Annotated in this window: 19 protein-coding genes; 12 read left to right on the plus strand and 7 right to left on the minus strand. The window is 72.0% G+C overall.

The window, feature by feature from the left end:
- Positions 1–668: 668 nt before the first annotated feature.
- The gene (locus tag ACWD02_RS25940) at positions 669–1,616 is read right to left on the minus strand and encodes a DUF3027 domain-containing protein (RefSeq protein ID WP_451214826.1); all 948 of its coding nucleotides are present in this window, start codon (positions 1,614–1,616) and stop codon (positions 669–671) included.
- Between the two features lie 373 nt (positions 1,617–1,989).
- On the opposite strand from ACWD02_RS25940, the gene ACWD02_RS25945 reads away from it, so the two are divergent.
- From ACWD02_RS25945 to ACWD02_RS25960, 4 genes are all read left to right on the plus strand, one after another.
- On the plus strand, positions 1,990–3,354 hold the full coding sequence (locus tag ACWD02_RS25945; RefSeq protein ID WP_451214998.1) for an MFS transporter: 1,365 nt from the start codon (positions 1,990–1,992) through the stop codon (positions 3,352–3,354).
- Between the two features lie 133 nt (positions 3,355–3,487).
- Positions 3,488–3,997, plus strand: a complete 510-nt coding sequence (locus ACWD02_RS25950) for a DUF2771 domain-containing protein (protein WP_451214827.1) — start codon at positions 3,488–3,490, stop codon at positions 3,995–3,997.
- Positions 3,967–4,656 carry a futalosine hydrolase gene (locus ACWD02_RS25955; protein ID WP_451214828.1) on the plus strand — a complete coding sequence of 230 codons (690 nt, stop codon included), beginning with the start codon at positions 3,967–3,969 and terminating at the stop codon, positions 4,654–4,656. The genes ACWD02_RS25950 and ACWD02_RS25955 overlap by 31 nt, the downstream gene beginning before the upstream one ends.
- A gap of 76 nt (positions 4,657–4,732) precedes the next feature.
- Positions 4,733–5,560, plus strand: coding sequence for a 1,4-dihydroxy-6-naphthoate synthase (locus ACWD02_RS25960; protein ID WP_451214999.1), 828 nt, complete (start codon positions 4,733–4,735; stop codon positions 5,558–5,560).
- A 32-nt stretch (positions 5,561–5,592) separates the two neighbouring features.
- Here ACWD02_RS25960 and ACWD02_RS25965 read toward each other — a convergent pair whose 3' ends face one another.
- Positions 5,593–5,976, minus strand: coding sequence for a cold-shock protein (locus ACWD02_RS25965; protein WP_055701393.1), 384 nt, complete (start codon positions 5,974–5,976; stop codon positions 5,593–5,595).
- 172 nt (positions 5,977–6,148) lie between these two features.
- Between ACWD02_RS25965 and ACWD02_RS25970 the strand changes: the two genes are divergently transcribed.
- Positions 6,149–6,400 carry a hypothetical protein gene (locus ACWD02_RS25970; RefSeq protein WP_451214829.1) on the plus strand — a complete coding sequence of 84 codons (252 nt, stop codon included), beginning with the start codon at positions 6,149–6,151 and terminating at the stop codon, positions 6,398–6,400.
- On the opposite strand, the gene ACWD02_RS25975 is transcribed toward ACWD02_RS25970, so the two are convergent.
- Complete coding sequence (locus tag ACWD02_RS25975; RefSeq protein WP_451214830.1) at positions 6,393–7,019, minus strand: HAD family hydrolase; 627 nt, start codon at positions 7,017–7,019, stop codon at positions 6,393–6,395. The genes ACWD02_RS25970 and ACWD02_RS25975 overlap by 8 nt on opposite strands.
- A 123-nt stretch (positions 7,020–7,142) precedes the next feature.
- Here ACWD02_RS25975 and ACWD02_RS25980 point away from each other — a divergent pair, with 123 nt between their 5' ends.
- The 4 genes from ACWD02_RS25980 to ACWD02_RS25995 are packed head-to-tail and all read left to right on the plus strand — an operon-like array spanning position 7,143 to position 11,066.
- Complete coding sequence (locus ACWD02_RS25980; protein WP_451214831.1) at positions 7,143–8,141, plus strand: FecCD family ABC transporter permease; 999 nt, start codon at positions 7,143–7,145, stop codon at positions 8,139–8,141.
- Positions 8,138–9,229 carry a FecCD family ABC transporter permease gene (locus ACWD02_RS25985; protein WP_451214832.1) on the plus strand — a complete coding sequence of 364 codons (1,092 nt, stop codon included), beginning with the start codon at positions 8,138–8,140 and terminating at the stop codon, positions 9,227–9,229. Before ACWD02_RS25980 ends, ACWD02_RS25985 begins: the two co-directional genes overlap by 4 nt.
- Positions 9,226–10,086: an ABC transporter ATP-binding protein gene (locus ACWD02_RS25990; RefSeq protein ID WP_451214833.1), complete on the plus strand. Its 861-nt coding sequence runs from the start codon at positions 9,226–9,228 to the stop codon at positions 10,084–10,086. The genes ACWD02_RS25985 and ACWD02_RS25990 overlap by 4 nt, the downstream gene beginning before the upstream one ends.
- The gene (locus tag ACWD02_RS25995) at positions 10,083–11,066 is read left to right on the plus strand and encodes an ABC transporter substrate-binding protein (protein ID WP_451214834.1); all 984 of its coding nucleotides are present in this window, start codon (positions 10,083–10,085) and stop codon (positions 11,064–11,066) included. Before ACWD02_RS25990 ends, ACWD02_RS25995 begins: the two co-directional genes overlap by 4 nt.
- A gap of 132 nt (positions 11,067–11,198) precedes the next feature.
- On the opposite strand, the gene ACWD02_RS26000 is transcribed toward ACWD02_RS25995, so the two are convergent.
- From ACWD02_RS26000 to ACWD02_RS26010, 3 genes are read right to left on the minus strand one after another with little or no spacing between them, the layout of a single operon-like run.
- A complete protein-coding gene (locus tag ACWD02_RS26000; RefSeq protein WP_451214835.1) occupies positions 11,199–11,984 on the minus strand; it encodes an ABC transporter permease in 786 nt (261 codons plus the stop codon).
- The gene (locus ACWD02_RS26005; RefSeq protein WP_451214836.1) at positions 11,981–12,946 is read right to left on the minus strand and encodes an ATP-binding cassette domain-containing protein; all 966 of its coding nucleotides are present in this window, start codon (positions 12,944–12,946) and stop codon (positions 11,981–11,983) included. Before ACWD02_RS26005 ends, ACWD02_RS26000 begins: the two co-directional genes overlap by 4 nt.
- A gap of 39 nt (positions 12,947–12,985) precedes the next feature.
- The gene (locus ACWD02_RS26010; protein WP_451214837.1) at positions 12,986–13,660 is read right to left on the minus strand and encodes a DUF4097 family beta strand repeat-containing protein; all 675 of its coding nucleotides are present in this window, start codon (positions 13,658–13,660) and stop codon (positions 12,986–12,988) included.
- 225 nt (positions 13,661–13,885) lie between these two features.
- On the opposite strand from ACWD02_RS26010, the gene ACWD02_RS26015 reads away from it, so the two are divergent.
- A complete protein-coding gene (locus ACWD02_RS26015; protein ID WP_451215000.1) occupies positions 13,886–14,620 on the plus strand; it encodes a helix-turn-helix domain-containing protein in 735 nt (244 codons plus the stop codon).
- A gap of 29 nt (positions 14,621–14,649) precedes the next feature.
- Here the strand turns inward: ACWD02_RS26015 and ACWD02_RS26020 are convergent, their stop codons facing one another.
- Positions 14,650–15,756 (minus strand): hypothetical protein, encoded by a 1,107-nt coding sequence (locus ACWD02_RS26020; RefSeq protein WP_451214838.1) that lies wholly within the window; start codon positions 15,754–15,756, stop codon positions 14,650–14,652.
- A 186-nt stretch (positions 15,757–15,942) separates the two neighbouring features.
- On the opposite strand from ACWD02_RS26020, the gene ACWD02_RS26025 reads away from it, so the two are divergent.
- Both ACWD02_RS26025 and ACWD02_RS26030 read left to right on the plus strand, forming a co-directional pair.
- Positions 15,943–18,459, plus strand: a complete 2,517-nt coding sequence (locus ACWD02_RS26025; protein WP_451214839.1) for a helicase-associated domain-containing protein — start codon at positions 15,943–15,945, stop codon at positions 18,457–18,459.
- A 63-nt stretch (positions 18,460–18,522) separates the two neighbouring features.
- The gene (locus ACWD02_RS26030) at positions 18,523–20,166 is read left to right on the plus strand and encodes a DNA repair helicase XPB (protein ID WP_363211932.1); all 1,644 of its coding nucleotides are present in this window, start codon (positions 18,523–18,525) and stop codon (positions 20,164–20,166) included.
- Positions 20,167–20,222: the final 56 nt, after the last annotated feature.

Genomic DNA, 20,222 nt, shown 5'->3' on the forward strand with positions numbered 1-20,222 from the left:
CTTGGCCACCCTGCGCGGCGGCGCGGGAGCAGCCACGCCCGCCGACCGGCGGCGCGGGACGCCCCCCGCCCACCCTGCGCCGGCGGCGCGGGAGCAGCCGCGCCCGGTCACGCGGTGGCTGGACGCGTGGCGCCTGCGGCCCGGGGGACCACTTCCCCGCGCTCCGCGCGGGATGCCTCCCGCCCACCCACCCGATTACCCCGCACTGCACGGCGGCCTAGGAGCAACCACGCCCGCCCCGCAGTGGCTGGGACACGCGGCACCTGCCGACCGGCGAGCCACTTCCCCGCGCTCCGCGCGGGTTTCTCCCGCCCACCCACCCGATTACCCCGGGGTGCCGGGTGGGTGGGCGGGAAATATCCGCGCGGAGCGCGCATGGCGACGACTGCCCCGGGGTGCCGGAGGGACGGGGGGCGACGGCTGCCCCGGGGTGCCGGGTGGGTGGGTGGGAGAGATCCGCGCGGAGCGCGGCATGGCCATTCGCCCCGCCGCAGACGAGAAGGAAGCGGCGCCACCGCCCCACACCGCCGAGCGCCGGGCAAGCAGGCGCCGGGCAAGCAGGCGCCAAGGCAGGCCCCCGGCCCGCGAGCGCCAGGTAAGCGGCGGGAAGGCGGACCCCCGGGTCACGAGCACCCCGCAGCCCCGGCCCCCGCAGCCCCCGCAAACGCCTAGCTGTGGCCGAGGTCCTCTCCCGCGCCCTCCGGGGCCACGGAGCCGGAATCCGGGGCGGGGCGCAGCGGGAGGACGTCCACTCGGGTCTCGTCCAGGACCGGCGCCGCCGGCCGCGGCGGGGTCGGCATCACGGCCGCCTCCGAGTGGCCCCCGCAGCCGTAGGCGAGGGACACGACCTGCCCGTCCGCAGGACCGAACTCATTCGCGCACACCCCGAACGCCTGCCCGAGCGATCCGCCGATCGGGGCAAGGAAGCCACAGCTGACGCAGGACGCGGGCGCCGCCTGCGCCATCGCCGTCTTCGCGCCGTGCGACTCCTCCCAGCGATCGGCCGCGGCATGCAGCCCGTACCGGGACAGGACTCGGGCCCGGCGCATGCCGAGCTCGTCCGCGAGCGCCGCGATCGAACCGCGCGCGGGCGCCGCGGGCAGCTCGGCGGGCGACACCGGAGTGATCTCGGCGTCCTCCGCCTCGACCAGCTCCGCCATCTCCTCGGAGAACACGGAGTTCGGCGGCGGCTCCTCCTCGCCGGAGAAACCGGGCTCCAGGCGCAGATCCTCCGCGTCCGTGGGGAGCAGGTCCCCCGGGCCCATGTCACCGGGGCGGAGCCGCTCGCTCCACGGCACCCACTCGGGGGCCAGCAAGGCATCAGGACCGGGCAACAGGACCGTCTCGTCGAGCGTGACGACCTTGGCGCGCGAGGCACGGGCCACCGTCACGGCCCAGCGCCAGCCCCGGTAGCCGAATTCCTTGCACTCGAACAGGTGCGTGACGACGCGGTCGCCCTCGACCACGACCTCGACGTGCTCACCGACCACACCGGGCGCGGCGGCCTCCTCGGCCGCGTCACGGGCCAGTCCCACCGCCTCGGCGCACAGGCGGTCGGGAGTACGCGGGGTACGCGGGGTACGCGGGGTACGGCTTCGCGTTGTCGCTGCGCTCACAGGTATCGCTTCTCCATTACGCCGTCTCACGAGTGCGCCACCCATACGCGGGAGTGCGGACGGAGCGGACCAAAGGGCCGCGTCGACGTCCGCGCCCTGACGTCCTCGGGCGCACCTACGTCATCCATTCTGCGGGATGACCGAGAGGCGCGCGGCCAAGAACAACCGCCGCAGGCGCGCTACGCACGCTACCTTCTCCTGGCCCCTGGGCCTACACCGGCGTGCGGCTGCCCTCCCCACCGAGCAGAGCGTTTCGCCGCTTCGCGGCGTTTCTCCCGTCCACCCACCCGTACAGCGCGCCTTTAGGGGGCACTATGACGAGGTGGCAACCGCAAGGTCGTCGTCCCAGGGATACAGCGGACGGGGCTCGGTGCTGAACCGGGCCGCCCGCTGGGTCGGCCGCGCCCTGCACCTGCCCTTCACCGGCACGGCCCGCGGCATCCGCAAGGCCACGCACGCGCACGGCGCGGGCGAGTCGGGCCTCGGCAAGCTCATCGAACTGCACGCCGTGAACGGCGCCGGCGACGTGATGATCACCATCGCGCTCGCCTCGACCGTCTTCTTCTCCGTGCCGACGGACGAGGCCCGCGGCCGTGTCGCCCTCTATCTCGCCATCACCATGGCGCCCTTCACCCTCCTCGCCCCGGTCATCGGCCCCCTCCTCGACCGCCTCCCGCACGGCCGCCGGTACGCGATGGCCGCCGCGATGCTGGCCCGCGCCCTCCTGGCCCTGCTGCTGTCCGAGGCGGTGATCACCGGGAGTCTGGAGCTGTATCCGGCCGCGCTCGGCGTCCTGGTCGCCTCCAAGGCGTACGGGGTCGTACGCAGCGCCGTGGTGCCCAGACTCCTGCCCAAGGGCTTCTCCCTGGTCAAGGCCAACTCCAGGGTCACGCTCGGCGGGCTTCTCGCGACCGGGATCGCCGCCCCCATCGGCGCGGGGCTACAGGCGCTCGGACCACGCTGGCCGCTGTACGGCGCCTTCGTGATCTTCATCGTCGGGATGTTCCTCTCCCTCTCCCTGCCGCCCAAGGTCGACTCGGCCAAGGGCGAGCACAAGGCGCTGCTCGCTGCCGACGAGGAACACCTGCATCTGCACGCGCGCGCCGAGGCCGCGTCGGACACGTCCAAGAAGCGACGCCTGGGGCTGCGTACGGTCGGGCCCGCCGTCACCCACGCCCTCACCGCCAACGCGGCACTGCGGTGTCTGTCCGGCTTCCTCATCTTCTTCCTCGCCTTCCTGCTGCGCGAGGAGCCGCTCGGCGGCCAGAGCGCCGCGGTGTCCCTGGGGATAGTGGGTGTCGCGGCCGGAGTCGGCAACGCGCTCGGCACCGCCGTCGGCGCCGGACTCAGATCGCGGGCGCCGGAGGTCATCATCGTGACCGTCGTCGCCGTCGTCCTCGGCGTGGCCGTCACCGCGGCGGTGTTCTTCGGGGCGGTGGGCGTCGCCTGCCTGGGCGCGGTGGCGGGTTTCGCGCAGGCCATGTCGAAGCTCTCCCTGGACGCGCTGATCCAGCGGGACGTACCGGAAGAGGTGCGGACCTCCGCCTTCGCACGCTCCGAGACCCTGCTCCAGGTCTCCTGGGTGGTCGGCGGCGGAATCGGCATGGCCCTGCCGCTGAACGGGTCACTGGGCTTCTCGGTGGCCGCGGCGATCCTCGCCGTCGGCTGGCTCTCGACCGTGCGGGGCCTGCTCTCGGCGGCCCGGCACGGCGGTAAGCGGCGGCCGCGAGTCGCGTGAGGCCGGCGACGCGAGTGGCGTGAGCCCGGCGACGTGAGTGGCGCACGTGGCGTGAGCCCGACAAATCAACTGGGGCGGCACGCCGCGACCCCCACGTGGCGGGACGGCACGGGGTGCCCGATAGCCTTCGCCCATGACCTCCCTGCTCCGCGGCGGAGCCGCACACGTTCTCAGCTCGGCACGTCGTCGCCGTTCCGTGGCCGCCCTTGGCGCTGTCTCCGCCGGACTCCTCGTCCTGTCGGCCTGCGACAAGCCGACGCCGCTCGCCACCGTCACGGTCGGCAGCGACTCGGTGAACTCCGAGGCCTCCTGCTACAACGACGGCAAGGAGCTCGAGCAGTCCCAGCTGCAGGGCTGCCTCAAGGACACGGACGTCAAGTCCATCAAGGTCGACCCCGACGAGAAGGTCCGCTTCGGCGTCGACCCCGAGGTCGCCGACAAGGGCTGGACGCTCCTGATGAACGGTCAGCCGCTCACCGAGGCCAGCAACAAGACCTACGTCGTCATCCCCGGCAGCGTCTTCTTCAACCAGCAGTACGGCGGCGGCAAGAACTCCACCACCGTCAGCCTGCTCGAAGGCGGCAAGGGCTCCACGGCCAAGGCGACCGGCCTGTGGTCGTTCAAGCTCGAGAAGGACTCCTGACCCCTCCCTTGGCGACCGCCCCTCGCGTACTGGTGGCCACCGCCGTCCCCGCCGAACGGGACGCGGTGGCCGGCCGGCTGCCCCCTCACATGACCGCCGTCGCCGTCGGGGTCGGCTCCGCGGCAGCCGCGGCGCACACGGCAGCCGCCCTCGCGCGCGCCCCGTACGACCTGGTGATATCGGCCGGGATCGGCGGCGGCTTCCGGCCCGACGCGCCGCTCGGCTCCCTCGTCCTCGCCGACGAGATCACCGCGGCCGATCTGGGTGCCGAGACACCCGACGGCTTCCTGCCGGTCACCGAACTCGGGTTCGGGTCCGTCACCCACACGCCGCCACTGTCCCTCGTACGGGAGCTGGCCGCCGCCTGCGGTGGTCTCACCGGCAGCGTACTGACCGTCTCCACCGTGACCGGCTCCGCCGAGCGCGCCGCCGAGCTGCGGCGCCGCCATCCGCGGGCGCTCGCCGAGGCGATGGAGGGATTCGGCGTCGCCGAGGCCGCCGCCGCGTTCGCACTGCCCGTCCTGGAGATCCGCGCGGTCTCCAACGCCGTCGGGCCGCGGGACCGCGGAGCCTGGCGGATCGGCGAGGCGCTCGGCGCGCTGGGAGAGGCGTTCGGGAAATTCGCGCCCGTACTGGAGAGTTGGAAACGGCATGACTGAATCCCCCGCGCAAGACGCACAGAACGCACAGGACGCGCAGGACGCACCCGACGCGAACACCCCGCAGACCCTGCAGATCGCCTACTCGCCCTGCCCGAACGACACGTTCGTCTTCGACGCCTGGGCGCACGGCCGGGTGCCCGGCGCGCCCGCACTCGACGTCACCTTCGCCGACATCGACATCACCAACGGCATGGCCGAGCGCGGCGAGCTCGACGTCCTGAAGGTGTCGTACGCCGTGCTGCCCTACGTCCTCGACGAGTACGCGCTGCTGCCCTGCGGCGGCGCGCTCGGGCGGGGCTGCGGGCCGCTGGTCCTGACCCGGGAGGCGGGGGCGGACCTGACCGGCAAAACTGTCGCGGTGCCGAGCGAGAAGTCGACGGCGTACCTGCTGTTCCGGCTCTGGGCCGCGGACACGCTGAGCGGCGGCGTGGGCGAGATCGTCGTGCTGCCCTTCGACCAGATCATGCCCGCGGTGCGGGACGGCAAGGTCGACGCGGGGCTCGTCATTCACGAGGCGCGCTTCACCTATCAGAACTACGGGCTCAACTGCCTTGCCGACATGGGCGAGCACTGGGAGCGGACGACGGGCCTGCCCATCCCGCTGGGCGCGATCATCGCCAAGAGGTCGCTGGGCGCCGAGCGTCTGCGGCAGCTCGCGGACAGCGTCCGCACCTCGGTGCGGATGGCCTGGGACGACCCCGAGGCCTCGCGGCCCTACGTGCGGGAGCACGCCCAGGAGATGGACCCGGCCGTCGCCGACCAGCACATCGGTCTCTACGTGAACGAGTTCACGGCCGATCTGGGCGAGAACGGCTACGCGGCGATCCGCGGACTTCTGACGCGCGCCGCGGCGGAGGGGCTCGTGCCGCCCCTCGCACCGCATGCGCTCACGTACGTCTAGGTCATGCCGATACGGGCGGAAACCACCGGTTCCTACACGTCCAGTTGGTCCGCCACCGCCCGGAGCAGGCCGGCGATCTTCGCGCCCGACGCCTTGTCGGGGTAGCGGCCCTTCTCCAGCATCGGCGTGATGTTCTCCAGGAGCGTCGTCAAGTCCTGGACGATCGACGCCAGTTCGTCCGGCTTGCGCCGCTGCGCGGCCGCGACGGACGGCGTCGGGTCGAGGATCGTCACCGACAGGGCCTGGTCGCCGCGCTGACCGGCGACGACGCCGAACTCGACGCGCTGGCCGGGCTTGAGGGTGTCGACACCTGCGGGCAGTACGGAGGAGTGCACGAAGACGTCGCCGCCGTCATCGCGGGAGAGAAAGCCGAAGCCCTTCTCGCTGTTGAACCACTTGACCTTGCCGGTAGGCACCTGAAGTCCTCGTCCTCGTACTTTGTCGTCGAACGCGTCTATGCCGCGGAAAACGGCTCTGGATAGCACTACAGCGGGTCGCCCGACCCGCCGGCACCAAGACTATTGGTCCGGGGGCCGGTGACAAGACGTCCCCGGATTCTTCCTTCGCGCTGGGAACTACCCTGGTGGGGTGCGTGACAAAACCCAAGCGAATTCCGCCGGACCGGGCGATGGCCTGGTCCGTACCGGAGCGATCATCTTCTTCGTCGGCGCCGTGGCCACTCTGGTCACGGTGGCCCCACTGTTCCTCGGCACCGACCCCTTCCCGTCCATCGCGTACGCGGTGTGCATGCTGATGGGCGTCGGATTCGTCGTCGCCGTGGCGGGAGTGCTCCGCGGTATCGCCGTGCAGCGCCGCCAGGCGAAATCCGCGACTACCTGACGCTTCCCGCGACGTAGGAGTCGAGCCAGGCCGGGAACCCCGTCAGGTCGGTGAGCACGATGTCCGCGCCCGCCGCGCGCAGTTCCGCTGCGTCGCACGGCCCGGTGGCCACCGCGACGGAGAGCGCGCCCGCCGTACGCGCGCCGCGTACATCACCGGTGTGGTCGCCGACGTACACCGCCGCGTCGTGCTCGCGCAGCGCTTCCGCCTTCGCCTCGGCCCACAGCCAGCCGATCACCGCGTCCGCCTCGATGCCCAGGTGCGCCAGGTGGAGCTTCGCGTTCGGCTCGTGCTTGGCGGTCACCACGATCGCCCGGCCGCCGTGGGCGCGCACCGCCGCGACCGCCTCGCGGGCGCCGGGCATCGCGAGCGTGGGGTCGATGGCGTATGTGGGATAGATCTCACGGTAGCGGTCGGCCGTCTCCTGGATGAGCTCCTCGGGGAACCAGTGGCGCAGCTCCTGCTCCAGGGGCGGACCGAGCCGGGAGACGGCGAGGTCGGCGTCTATATGTGTTCCGGTCTCGGCGGACAGGGCGTGAAAGGCCTTCCTGATGCCGGGCCGGGAGTCGATCAGGGTCATGTCGAGGTCGAAGCCGACCGTCAGGGCGCGTGAGGTCATGGAGCCATTGTGCAGAGGCCCGAGGACCGGATGACCTGCGGCGTGCCGGCCTTACGCTTAGCCGAGCCTTACCGAAGTCGAAGTTCCCCGCTCAGCCCCACCGACCCGAATCGAGCGCAACCGATGCGTGTGCCAGTCAGACGCGCCGTCGCGATGACGGCAGCCGTCGTGGCCCTGCTGCTCGCGGTCCTGTTCAGCCTCTCCGTCGGCGCCCGCGCCATCGCGCCGTCCGCCGTCCTCGACGCCCTGCTGCACGGCGGGCACAGCGACGCCGCCGACGTCATCCGCGAGATGCGGGTGCCGCGCACGCTCATCGGCCTGATGGTCGGCGCCGCGCTCGCCCTGGCCGGCACCGTCCTTCAGGGCATCACCCGCAACCCCATCGCCGACCCCGGCATCCTCGGCGTCAGCCAGGGCGCGTCGGTGGGTGTGGTCATGGCGATCGCGTTCGCGGGCGTGCACACCCTGACCGGGTACGTCTGGTACGCCTTCGTCGGCGCGGGGCTGGCGTCCGTCGCGGTGTACGCCATCGCCGCGAGCGGCAGGGGCGGGGCGACCCCCGTGAAGCTCGCACTCGGCGGCGCCGCGATCAATGCCCTGCTGGTGTCCGTGACCACCGGAATCCTCACCACGAAGGCCTCGGCCCTCGACGAGTTCCGCTTCTGGCAGGTGGGCTCGCTCTCCGGGCGCGACGCGGAGATCGTCGGGCAGATCTGGCCGTTCCTGCTCGTGGGGCTCGTGCTCGTGCTGTCCGTCGCGCGCGGGCTCGACGCGCTCGCGCTCGGCGAGGACGTGGCCAAGGGGCTCGGCCAGAAGGTCGCGACCGTACGGATCGTCGGGGGCCTCGGAGCGACCGTCCTGACCGGGGCGGGGGTCGCGGCGGCCGGACCCATCGCGTTCATCGGGCTCGCCGTCCCGCACATCGCCCGCGCGATCGTGGGCAGCGGGCACCGCTGGGTGCTGCCGATGGCCGCCGTGCTCGGGCCCGTCATGCTGCTCGTCTCCGACACCGTGGGACGCGTGATCTTCCCGCCGAGCGAAGTGCCCGCCGGGGTGATGACCGCGCTCATCGGGGTGCCGTTCCTTGTCACGCTGGTGCGCCGGAAGGCGGTGGCGGCGTGAGCGCCCAGCCGATCACCGCGGGGCGCGTCCGCCCCGCCGGATACGCCGTGCTCCGGGTCCGCCGCGCCGCGTTCCTCGTGCACCGCCGGGCGGCTGTGGTCGCCGTACTACTGACGCTGCTCCTGGCGGCGAGCTGCCTCGCGTACCTCTGCGTGGGCGAGTCCTTCGTCGCGCCAGGCGAGGTCCTGAAGGTCCTGACGGGGCAGCCCTCCCCCGACGAGCTGGTCGTGGGAACGCTGCGCGAACCCCGCATGGTCGTCGGCCTCCTCGTCGGCGCCGCCTTCGGCGTCGCGGGCGGGCTCATCCAGACCGTCGCCCGCAACCCCCTCGCCAGCCCCGACATCATCGGCATCAGCCAGGGCGCGAGCGCCCTGACGGTGGGCGCGATGACCTTCGGCGTCACATCGGCCACCGTCCTGCCCTACCTCTCGGTGCTCGGCGGCGTCGCCGCGGCCGCCCTCGTGTACGTCTTCGCCTGGCGCGGCGGCCTGCACGCCACCCGCTTCGTGCTCATCGGCATCGGCTTCGCGATCGCCCTTCGCTCCGTCACCACGCTCTTCATGACCAAGGGCGACTATCTCGTCGCCCAGCAGGCGCAGATCTGGATGACGGGCTCCCTCAACGGCCGCGGCTGGCCGGAGGCGTCGCCCCTCGCCCTGACCCTGCTCGTCCTGCTCCCGTTCGTGTTCTGGGCCGCCCGCGCCCAGCGCTCGGTGACCATGGACGACGACACGGCGACCGCGCTCGGGGTGCGCCTGGGACACGTACGCCTCGGGCTCGTGCTGCTCGGCGTCGTCCTGGCATCCGTGGCGACCGGCGCCGCCGGACCCGTCGACTTCGTGGCGCTGCTCGCCCCGCAGATCGCCCGCAGGATGACCCGCACCGCGCAGATCCCGCTGCTCTGCTCGGCCCTGACCGGCGCGCTGATCGTGGTCCTCGCCGACCTGCTGGCCCGGCGGCTCTTCTCGCCCACCGAGCTGCCGGTCGGCGTCCTCACGGCGGCCGTCGGAGCCCCGTACCTGATCTGGCTTCTCGTGAAAAGTCACAGCGTCCGCAGTCGCTCCGTCCGCAATGGAGGCACCTCGTGACCGCCCCCGCCCGCCTCAGCGCCCGCGAGCTGACCCTCGCCTACGAGGACCGCGAAGTCGTGCACGAGCTCGAGCTCGCGGTGCCCGACGGCAAGGTCACGGTCATCGTCGGCCCCAACGCGTGCGGCAAGTCGACGACCCTGCGCGCGCTGGGCCGCCTCCTCAAGCCGAGGAGCGGCGCGGTCCTGCTCGACGGCGAGGCGCTCGCCAAGCTGCCGACCAAGAAGATCGCCCAGCAGATCGGGCTGCTCCCGCAGACGCCCGTCGCGCCCGAGGCGATCACCGTCGCCGACCTCGTCGCGCGCGGCCGCCAGCCGCATCAGCACTGGTGGCAGCAGTGGTCCGACGCGGACGAGCGGGCCGTGACGGAGGCGATGGAACGCACCGACGTCGCCGCGCTCGCCGAACGGTCCGTCGACGAGCTGTCGGGCGGTCAGCGCCAGCGGGTGTGGATCGCGATGGCCATCGCGCAGGAGACGGACATCCTGCTCCTGGACGAGCCGACGACGTATCTCGACATCGCCCACCAGGTCGAGGTGCTCGACCTGGTCCGCCAACTGGCCGCCGAGACCCCGCAAGGCGACCGCGGCCGGACCGTGGTCGTCGTGCTGCACGACCTCAACCAGGCCGCCCGGTACGCCGATCACCTCGTCGCCATGAAGCAGGGCCGCATCGTCGCCGAAGGCGCGCCCGCCGATGTCGTCACCGAGAATCTCGTGCGCGAGGTGTTCGGTCTGGACTGTGTGGTGGTACCGGACCCTGTGACGGGGTCGCCCCTGGTCGTCCCCGGGGCTCCGTGGGCCGCCGATGCGCACCCGCACCCGTCGTCCGACCGAAAGGTGGCCCCCGGACCATGACCGCCACGACCAGCTCCCCGCACCGCCGCCGCGCCCTCGCCGCCGGGGCGCTCGCCCTCGGTGGCGCCCTCGCGCTCTCCGCCTGCGGATCGTCGGACTCCGGCAAGGACGACGCCCGTTCCGGCGGGACGCATGTCGTCAGGACCGCCATGGGAGACGTGAAGGTCCCCGTCGCCCCGAAGCGTGTCGTCGTCCTCGACACGGCCGAGCTGGACTCCGCGATCACGCTGGGCGTGAAGCCGGTCGGCTCCACGCACGTCGAGGCGGCGTCGGGCTTCCCGGGTTATCTGCCCAAGGACAAGGTCAGCGGCATCAAGGACGTCGGCGAGATGCTGAACCCGAACATGGAGGCCATCGCGGCCCTCGAACCGGACGTCATCCTCACCAGCAAGATCCGGCACGCGGCGAAGTACGAGCAGCTCAAGCAGATCGCGCCGACGGTGATGACGGAGAACACCGGCCACCCCTGGAAGGAGAACTTCCGGGTCCACGCCGACGCGCTGGGCAAGAAGGCCGAGGCCCAGAAGGTCGTCTCCGCCTACGACGCGCACGCCGGGAAGGTCACCGCCGCCGTCGGCGGCCCGGCGAAGGCCAAGGCCACGGAGGTCAACGTCGTGCGCTTCGTGGAGGGCGCGGACATCCGCATCTACGGCGAGAAGACGTACATCGCCACGCTGCTCGACGACGTGGGCCTGGGCCGCCCCGCCATCGCCGCCAAGGCCAAGGACGGCTTCTCGTACGACGTGTCGCCGGAGCGGATCGACCTCGCCGACGCGGATGTCATCTTCCGTTCCACGTACGGCGATCCGAAGAAGTCCAAGCAGACGCAGACGGTCGGCAGCAGCCTGTGGAAGAACATGGGCGCGGTGAAGTCGGGCGACGTCCACACCGTCGACGACGAGCTGTGGATCCAGGGCATCGGCTACACGGCGGCGGACAAGATCCTGGACGAGATGCAGAAGGCCCTGACGAAGAAGTAGCCCTCGGATTCGAGGGTTTTCCCGGACACGGACGAGGCGGCGCACTCCGACCTGGTGTCGGTGTACGCCGCCTCGGGGGTTCGTCGTGGGTGCGGCCCGGAGGGCCATGACGATTGCGCGGTGTCATGGCGGCTACTTGGGGTCCTCGTCGAACTTCGACTTGGACCAGTGGTAGCCGAGCACGGTCAGTCCCAGGCACCAGCCGACGGCCAGCCAGCCGTTGTGACCGATCTCGGTGCCGAGCAGGAGGCCGCGCAGGGTCTCGATGGCCGGGGTGAAGGGCTGGTACTCGGCGATCGGCTGGAACCAGCCCGGCATCGAGTCGACCGGGATGAAGGCGCTGGACAGGAGCGGCAGCAGGATCATCGGCATCGCGTTGTTGCCCGCGGCCTCGGCGTTCGGGCTGACCAGTCCCATGCCGACCGCGACCCAGGTGAGGGCCATGGCGAAGAGGACGAGCAGTCCGAGGGCGGCCAGCCACTCCAGGACGGTGGCGTCGGTGGAGCGGAACCCGATGGCCACCCCGACGGCGCCGACGAGGACCACGCTCATGACCGTCTGGATCACGCTGCCGAGGACGTGCCCGACGAGCACCGAGCCGCGGTGGATCGCCATGGTGCGGAAGCGGGCGATGATCCCCTCGGTCATGTCGTTCGAGACGGAGACCGCGGTACCGATCACGGTGCTGCCGATGGTCATCAGCAGGATGCCCGGGACGATGTAGGCGATGTAGTCGGAGCGGTCCGCGCCGCCGATGCCCGTGCTCATCACGTCGCCGAAGATGTAGACGAAGAGCAGGAGCAGCATGACCGGCGTGAGCAGCAGGTTCAGGGTGAGGGAGGGGTAGCGCCGGGCGTGCAGGAGGTTGCGGCGCAGCATCGTGTTCGAGTCGCGGACGGCGAGGGAGAGGGAGCTCATCGGACGTTCTCCTTGGGCTTGTCGGACTGGGCGGGGAGGGTGGTCGGGCCGGTGAGGGCGAAGAAGACGTCGTCGAGGTCGGGGGTGTGGACGGTCAGTTCGTCGGCCTCGATGCCCGCGGAGTCCAGCCGGTCGAGGACGGCGCGCAGTTCGCGCTGGCTGCCGTCACTGGGCAGTTGAAGCGTCAGGGCCTCGTCGTCACGGGTTACGTCGTGCAGGGCGAGGGCGGCGGAACCGTAGGCGTCGGGGTCGGTGAAGCGCAGGCGTACGTGGCCGCCGGGGATGAGCCGCTTGAGTTGTTCGGCGGTGCCTTCGGCGGCGATCTTGCCGTCGTTCAGGACGGCGATGCGGTCGGCCAGCTCGTCGGCTTCTTCCAGGTACTGGGTGGTGAGGAAGACGGTCACGCCGCCGGTGACGAGTTGGCGGATGATGGCCCACATGTTGTGGCGGGAGCGCGGGTCGAGGCCGGTGGTGGGTTCGTCGAGGAAGATGATCCGCGGGTTGCCGACCAGGGTCATGGCGATGTCCAGGCGGCGTTTCATGCCGCCGGAGTAGGTGGAGGCGGGCTTCTTGGCGGCCTCGGTGAGGTCGAAGCGTGCCAGGAGTTCGGCGGCGACCTTGCGTCCCTCGTGCTTGGAGAGGTGGTGCAGGTCGGCCATGAGGAGCATGTTCTCCTCGCCGGTGATCAGCCCGTCGACCGCGGAGAACTGCCCGGTGACCCCGATCGCGGCGCGGACGGCCTGGGGTGCGGCGGCCAGGTCGTGGCCGCCGACGCGCAGGTCACCGGCGTCGGCGGTGACGAGGGTGGAGAGGATCTTCACGGCGGTGGTCTTGCCGGCGCCGTTCGGGCCGAGCAGCGCGAACACTGTCCCTTCCGGGACCGCCAGGTCGATGCCGTCGAGCACGGTCTTGTCGCCGTAGGACTTGCGCAGCCCGTTCGCGGCGATGGCCAGGTTCGTCATGAGGAGTGCTCCTAAAGGGCTGCGGGTGGGCTGCCGGGGTCAGATGCTGCGGGCGGTGATGTCGCCGTAGGCGGTGGTCGCGTGGATGTTCAGGACCGCGGCGGCGCCTTCGGCGTTCTGTAGCGAGTTGTGGATCCGGCCGTACGAGGTACCGGCGTCCAGGGAGGCGGAGACCCCGCGGGCCGCGCCGACCGAGATCTCGCCGGACTCGGTGCGCAGGGTGACGGTGCCCTGCACGGCCTCGGCGACGGTCAGGTCGCCCTTCTGCGTGCTGATCTCCGCGGGCCCGCCGAGGCGGCCGACCGAGATGTCGCCGGCCTGGAGGGTGACGCGGGCGCTCGCGGTCTCGTCGAGCTTGACCGTGCCCTGCGCACCCTCGATGACGACGTCACCGAGCCGCCCCACTCCGCGGAGGTCGGCGGCGGCGGTCTTCGCCTCGACGTGGGATCCGGCGGGCAACTGGACCGTCACCTCCACCGATCCGGAGCCGTTGCCGAGGACCCCGTGCTTCGCCGGTGCGGCCTCGACGTGCAGGAAACCGCCGACGTACTGGACCGTCGTCTGCTCGGCCGCCGTCACGTCGCGGCTCTTCGAGGCGTTCGCGGGCCGGACCTCGACCGCGGTGTCGGCCCGGTCGGCGCCGATGAGGCGGACCTGGCCGGCGGGGATGTCGATGACGGCGGAGATCGGGGTGGGGGTGTCGAAGTTCTGCATGGTGTGCTCCTTCTGGTCGCTGCTGTTTCCGACATGAGAAAAGCTACGTTGCATTCACGACCCTGGCAACGCATTCGTTGCGCTTGAATGTGATCCATGCAGGTCACAGCCGCTTAATCGTTGCAACACACCTGGAGTGAATGCAACAGAATCGAAGCTTCCGTTGCAATGGCATGGAAGTGAAGGCTATGGTGAGGGCATCCGATGGGTACGAAGGAGATCGCGATGCCGGGCGGCAGACTCACTCAGCAGGAACGTCAGCAGATCGCGCTGGGGCTGGCCGACGGCCTGGCCTACGCGGAGATCGCCAGAAGTCTCGACCGGCCGACATCGACGATCACGCGCGAGGTGATGCGCAACGGCGGCCCCACCGCCTACCGCGCCGACCTGGCCCACCGCGCCACCGAACGCCGCACCCAGCGGCGCAGGCAGGCGGCACCCCGCGAACCGGAAGCCGCTCCACAGGCACACGGACGCGACCCCGAGGCCGTACGGGAGTACGAGGAAACGCTCACCACGGTCTTCATGCAGTCGGGGATGCCCAAGATGATGGCCCGGGTCCATGCCTGCCTCTGCACCACGGACTCGGGCATCCTCACCGCGGCCGAACTCGTCCAGCGGCTCCAGGTCAGCCCGGCGTCCGTCTCCAAGGCCATCACGTACCTCGACGGGCAGGGCCTCATCCGCAGGGAACGCGACGAAGGCCGCCGCGAGCGGTACGCCGTGGACGACGACGTCTGGTACCAGTCGATGATGGCGAGCGCCCGCTCCACCGCCCACGTCGTCGAGACCGCGCGGCAGGGCGTCGGCATCCTCGGCCCCGGCACCCCGGCGGCCACCCGCCTCGAGAACATCGCCCGCTTCCTCGACTTCGTCAGCGAGAGCATCACCCGCGCGGCGAACCAGGCGCGCGAGGTGCTCCATTCGAAGCCGGAGGGGAGTTCGGACGACCGCGACTGAATCCGCCTGGTCACGGTCGCCGGCGCCGCTTACGGTCGTCGGCGCTGCGATCTCCACAGGAGGTAGAGCGCGGAGGCGATGGCGGCACCGCGTACCACCCACGGCCAGGTCTCGGCCATCGCGTCGCTCATGTGGCCCTCGCGGACGGGATCGCCCCAGCGGCCCTCGTTCCTGCCCCACAGCCAGGTGATCCCGGCAGCCACGGACAGACCCGGCAGACCGAGCACGGCCCACTTCGCCTCGGCGCGGCTGAGCCTGCGCGAGGCGTAGGCGAGGAGCCAGCCGCCGCCCAGGGCAAGCCAGTTGCCGAGGATGGCGCCGACGGTGAGGAGGGCCGCCGCGAGCAGGAGCAAGGGATTGGTGAAGCGGGGGCCCTCGGGGGCGACGGCAGCGGTGACGGGCCGGCGGATGCGAAGGCGGCGACGGCGCGCGGGAGCTGCGTCGTCCGCTTCCTCCCACTCCTCCTCTTCGCCCTCGTCGGCGTCCTCGGCGTCGTGCCCGGCGTCGTGCTCGTCTCCTTCGGGGCGCTTCTTCGGCGGGGGCTTGAGGATCTCCGGGATCTCTACGCCGCCGGTGAACCCCGGGACGCTGTCGGCCAGGCCGAAGGGGCTGCTGTCCACCCGCCACCAGTCGGGCTCGGAGCCGGGGGCCCCCAGCTCGTCCGTGCTCGCGAGGTGCGGCGGGGAGGGCAGGTCGTCCTGGGGCGGCTCCGGTTCCTCCGCGGCGGGGCGGGGGCGGGGGACGACGCGGCGCAGGCGCTTGGGCCCGTCCTTCGGCCGGCCGGTGCGCTGGGTGGGGACGGCGGGGCGGGGTCTGCGGGGCCCACGGGCCGCGCGTGCCGTGGGCGCCGAGGGCAGGTCACGGTCGCGGTCAGCGGTGTCCGCGCCGGTGGCAGCGGAGCCCCCGCCCCCTGAGCCCGCCGCTTCGACCAGTTCCTCGGGGGAGCCGAGGCGGTCCAGGATGCGGCGTATCGCGGCAGGGTTGTCGGCGGAGGCTTTCGCTCTGCTGCGGTCGATCTCGTTCCGCAGGTCGGATACGAGGCGCATGCGGGCGGCGGACGGCAGCTGCTGCTGCTGGGCCAGGTCGCCGACGCGGCTCAGATAGTCGAAGACGAGCTGATCGCTCTCGATCCCCACGAAGTCCCCTCCGGGGCGGCGCCGTTGGCGAGCCGCCCGTTGTGCCGGTAGGACGACCGTACCTTCTTCCGGCGTGGGCGCCTTGCCCCCTTCCTTCCCCGGCCCGATCGCCCCGCGTCCGTCCCGCCACATGGACAGCCCCCAGGAACCCCCGGCCTCGCACCGCAACCCGCTACCGTGAGCCTGATGAGCACCGACGAGCAGCCACAGCGCCCAGCGGACACCCCCCGGTCCCTCGCCGAGGCGCTTCGTTCCCGTGACGACGCGTCCCTCGGTGCGCTGCTCCACGCCCGCCCCGACCTGCTCACGCCGGTCCCGAACGACCTCACCCAGCTCGCCACCCGCGCGGCCACCCGCGCCTCCGTGGTCCGCGCCCTGGAGCGCCTCGACCGGTTCGCCCAGCAGGTCGCCGAGGCGCTCGCCGTGGCGCCGGAGCCGGCCACGTACGACGAGCTGCGTGCCCTCGTGGCGGGGGACGAGGGAGGCGGCAGCACCGTCGAGGCGGCGCTGGGCCGCGCCCTGGCCACCCTCCGCGAGCAGGCCCTCGTCTGGGGCGCCGACGACCGCCTCCGCCTGGTCCGCACCGCACGCGAACTCCTCGCCCCCGCCCCGCAGTACCCCTCGCCCACCGGCCTCGGCCCGACCGTCGCCGAGGCCACCGCGGGCATGTCGCCGAACCGCATGCAGGACATCGTGGCGGCGGCGGGGCTGCCCTCCACGCACGACGCGGTCTCCGCGGTCCGCTCGCTCACCGAACTCTTCACCGACCGCACCCGCATGTCCGCGCTCCTCGACGAAGCCCCCGCCGAGTCCGTCGAGGTGCTTTCGCGGCTCGTCTGGGGACCGCCGTACGGCCAGGTGACCGCCGATCCGGCGCGCCACCTGCGCTGGCTCCTGGACCGCGGGCTGCTGCTGCCGACCGCGCCCGGCACCGTCGTACTCCCCCGCGAGGCGGCCCTGCACCTGCGCGCGGGCCGCGCCCACCGGGTGCTCGAACCCGCGCCGCCCGCCGTCGAGGCGCTGCGCGAACACCGTCCACAGGCTGTGGACGCGGCGGCGGCCAGCCAGGCGTACATGGCGCTCGACACGGTCGAGGAGCTCCTGAAGGACTGGGACGAAGGCGGCCCCACCGTGCTCCGCGCGGGCGGCCTCAGCGTGCGCGACCTGAAGCGCACTGCGGTCGCCCTCGACCTGCCGGAGCCGGTGGCGGCGTTCTGGGTCGAACTGGCCTACGCGGCAGGCCTCGTGGCATCGGACGGCGAGGCCGACGAGCGGTACGCGGCGACGCCCGCGTACGACGACTGGCAGGAGCTGCCCGCCGCCGAGCGCTGGTCGGTCCTGGCCACGGCGTGGCTGACGGCGACCCGCACGGCGGGCCTGATCGGCGGCCGTGACGGCAAGGACCGCACCCTCTCGGCGCTCGGCCCGCACCTGGACCGCTCGTCGGCGCCGGAGATCCGGCACCGCGTGCTCACGCTCCTCACCACACTGCCGGACGGCGCGAGCCCGACCCCCGAGTCGATGCTGGCCCGCCTGCGGTGGGAGCGCCCGCCCCGCGGCAACGCGTCCTCGGGCGGCACATCCCCCGGCAGCACCGCCCCCCTGGAGCTGCGCGCCCGCATCGCCCAATGGACGCTGAACGAGGCGGAGTTGCTCGGCGTCACGGGACGCGGGGCGCTGTCCGCGCACGGCAGGGCGCTGCTCGGCTCCGAGAGCGAGGACGACTCGGTGGGCACGGCGGCGCCCCACCCCTCCCCCGCCGAACTCGCCGCGTCCGGCGCACGAGCCGCCCGGCTTCTGGCCCCGCTGCTGCCCGAACCCCTCGACCACGTCCTGCTGCAGGCCGACCTCACCGCCGTGGCCCCCGGCCCGCTGGAGCGGCCCCTCGCCGAGACGCTCTCCGTGCTCGCCGACGTCGAGTCGAAGGGCGGGGCGACCGTGTACCGGTTCACGCCCGGCTCCGTGCGGCGGGCACTCGACGCGGGCAAGTCCGCCTCCGACCTGCACGCCTTCCTCGCCGCGCACTCGCGTACGCCGGTGCCGCAGCCGCTGGCGTATCTCATCGACGACGTGGCCCGTAAGCACGGCCACCTGCGGATCGGCGCGGCCTCGGCGTACGTACGCTGCGACGACGAGGCCCTCCTCAACGAGATCCTGGCCGACAAGCGCTCCCAGGGCCTGCGCCTGCGCCGCCTCGCGCCGACCGTGCTCGCCGCGCAGGCCGACCCCGGGACGCTCCTCGAAGGGCTGCGGGGGATGGGCTTCGCGCCCGCCGCGGAGAGCGCCGAGGGCGACGTGCTGATCACCCGGGCCCACGCCCACCGCTCGCCGTCCCGCACCGCTCCCGAGCCGGTGCACGACGGGCCGCCGCTGCCGGACACCACCCTGATCGGCGCGGCCGTACGTGCCATCCGTGCCGGTGACCTCGCCTCGACCGCTCCCCGCAAGGCGACCCCGGACAAGGGCGACGCGCTGCCCCGCACCACGGCCGCCGAGACCCTCGCCACGATGCAGGCCGCGGTCCTGACGGGCGAGGCGGTGTGGATCGGGTACGTCAACGCCGAGGGCTCCGCGAGCCAGCGCGTGATCGCGCCGATCCGGGTGGAGGGCGGCTTCGTCACCGCGTACGACCACACGGCGGACGAAGTCAGGACGTATCCGCTGCACCGCGTGACGGGGGTCGCGGAGCTGGCGGACGACTGAGGCGGACGGTATGCGCGCGCCATGCGGCACACTGGACGTTTGGCTTACCGAAAGGGTGCGCGCGTGAATGGTCCCCTGATCGTCCAGTCGGACAAGACTCTCCTGCTCGAGGTCGACCACGAGCAGGCGGAGGCCTGCCGCCGTGTCATCGCGCCCTTCGCGGAGCTGGAGCGTGCTCCCGAGCACATCCACACCTACCGCGTGACGCCGCTCGGCCTGTGGAACGCCCGTGCCGCCGGGCACGACGCCGAGCAGGTCGTGGACGCGCTGGTGGAGTTCTCCCGCTATCCCGTGCCGCACGCGCTGCTCGTGGACATCGCCGAGACGATGGCGCGCTACGGCCGTCTCACGCTCTCCAAGCACCCCACGCACGGTCTCGTCCTGACCACCACCGACCGGCCGGTCCTGGAAGAGATCCTGCGGTCCAAGAAGGTGCAGCCGCTCGTCGGCGAGCGCCTCGACGCGGACACCGTCGCCGTACATCAGTCCGAGCGCGGTCAGATCAAGCAGACGCTCCTGAAGCTGGGCTGGCCCGCCGAGGACCTCGCCGGGTACGTCGACGGCGAGGCGCACCGCATCGACCTCGCGGAGGACGGCTGGGCCCTGCGGCCGTACCAGAAGCAGGCGGTCGAGGGGTTCTGGCACGGCGGCAGCGGTGTGGTCGTACTGCCCTGTGGCGCGGGCAAGACGCTGGTCGGTGCCGGTGCGATGGCCGAGGCCAAGGCGACGACGCTGATCCTGGTGACCAACACGGTCTCGGCCCGGCAGTGGAAGCACGAGCTGATCAAGCGGACGTCGCTGACCGAGGACGAGATCGGCGAGTACAGCGGTACGCGCAAGGAGATCCGCCCGGTCACCATCGCCACGTACCAGGTCCTGACGACGAAGCGTAAGGGCGTCTACCCGCACCTGGAGCTCTTCGACTCCCGCGACTGGGGCCTGGTCATCTACGACGAGGTGCACCTGCTCCCCGCCCCCGTCTTCAAGTTCACCGCCGACCTCCAGGCCAGGCGACGCCTCGGCCTGACGGCGACGCTGGTGCGGGAGGACGGCCGCGAGTCGGACGTCTTCTCGTTGATCGGCCCCAAGCGGTTCGACGCCCCGTGGAAGGAGATCGAGGCGCAGGGCTACATCGCGCCCGCGGACTGCGTGGAGGTCCGGGTCAACCTCACGGACTCGGAGCGCCTCGCGTACGCGACGGCCGAGGCCGAGGAGAAGTACCGCTTCTGCGCCACGACGGCGACGAAGCGCAAGGTGACCGAGGCTCTCGTCAAGAAGCACGCGGGCGAACAGACGCTGGTCATCGGCCAGTACATCGACCAGCTGGACGAGCTCGGCGAGCATCTGGACGCGCCGGTCATCAAGGGCGAGACGACCAACGCCCAGCGCGAGAAGCTGTTCGGCGCGTTCCGGGAGGGCGAGATCTCCGTGCTCGTCGTCTCGAAGGTCGCGAACTTCTCGATCGACCTGCCCGAGGCTACGGTCGCGATCCAGGTGTCGGGAACGTTCGGCTCCCGCCAGGAGGAGGCACAGCGCCTCGGTCGCGTCCTGCGTCCGAAGGCCGACGGTCACGAGGCCCGCTTCTACTCCGTCGTGGCCCGGGACACCATCGACCAGGACTTCGCGGCGCATCGGCAGCGGTTCCTGGCGGAGCAGGGGTACGCGTACCGGATCGTGGACGCGGACGAGCTGCTCGCGGACAACTGAGGATCAGGGCCAGGGCGAGCAGTGCGTAGGGCGAGGCGAACGCCTGCTGCCAGCCG

The organism is Streptomyces sp. NPDC002853 (assembly GCF_053591915.1).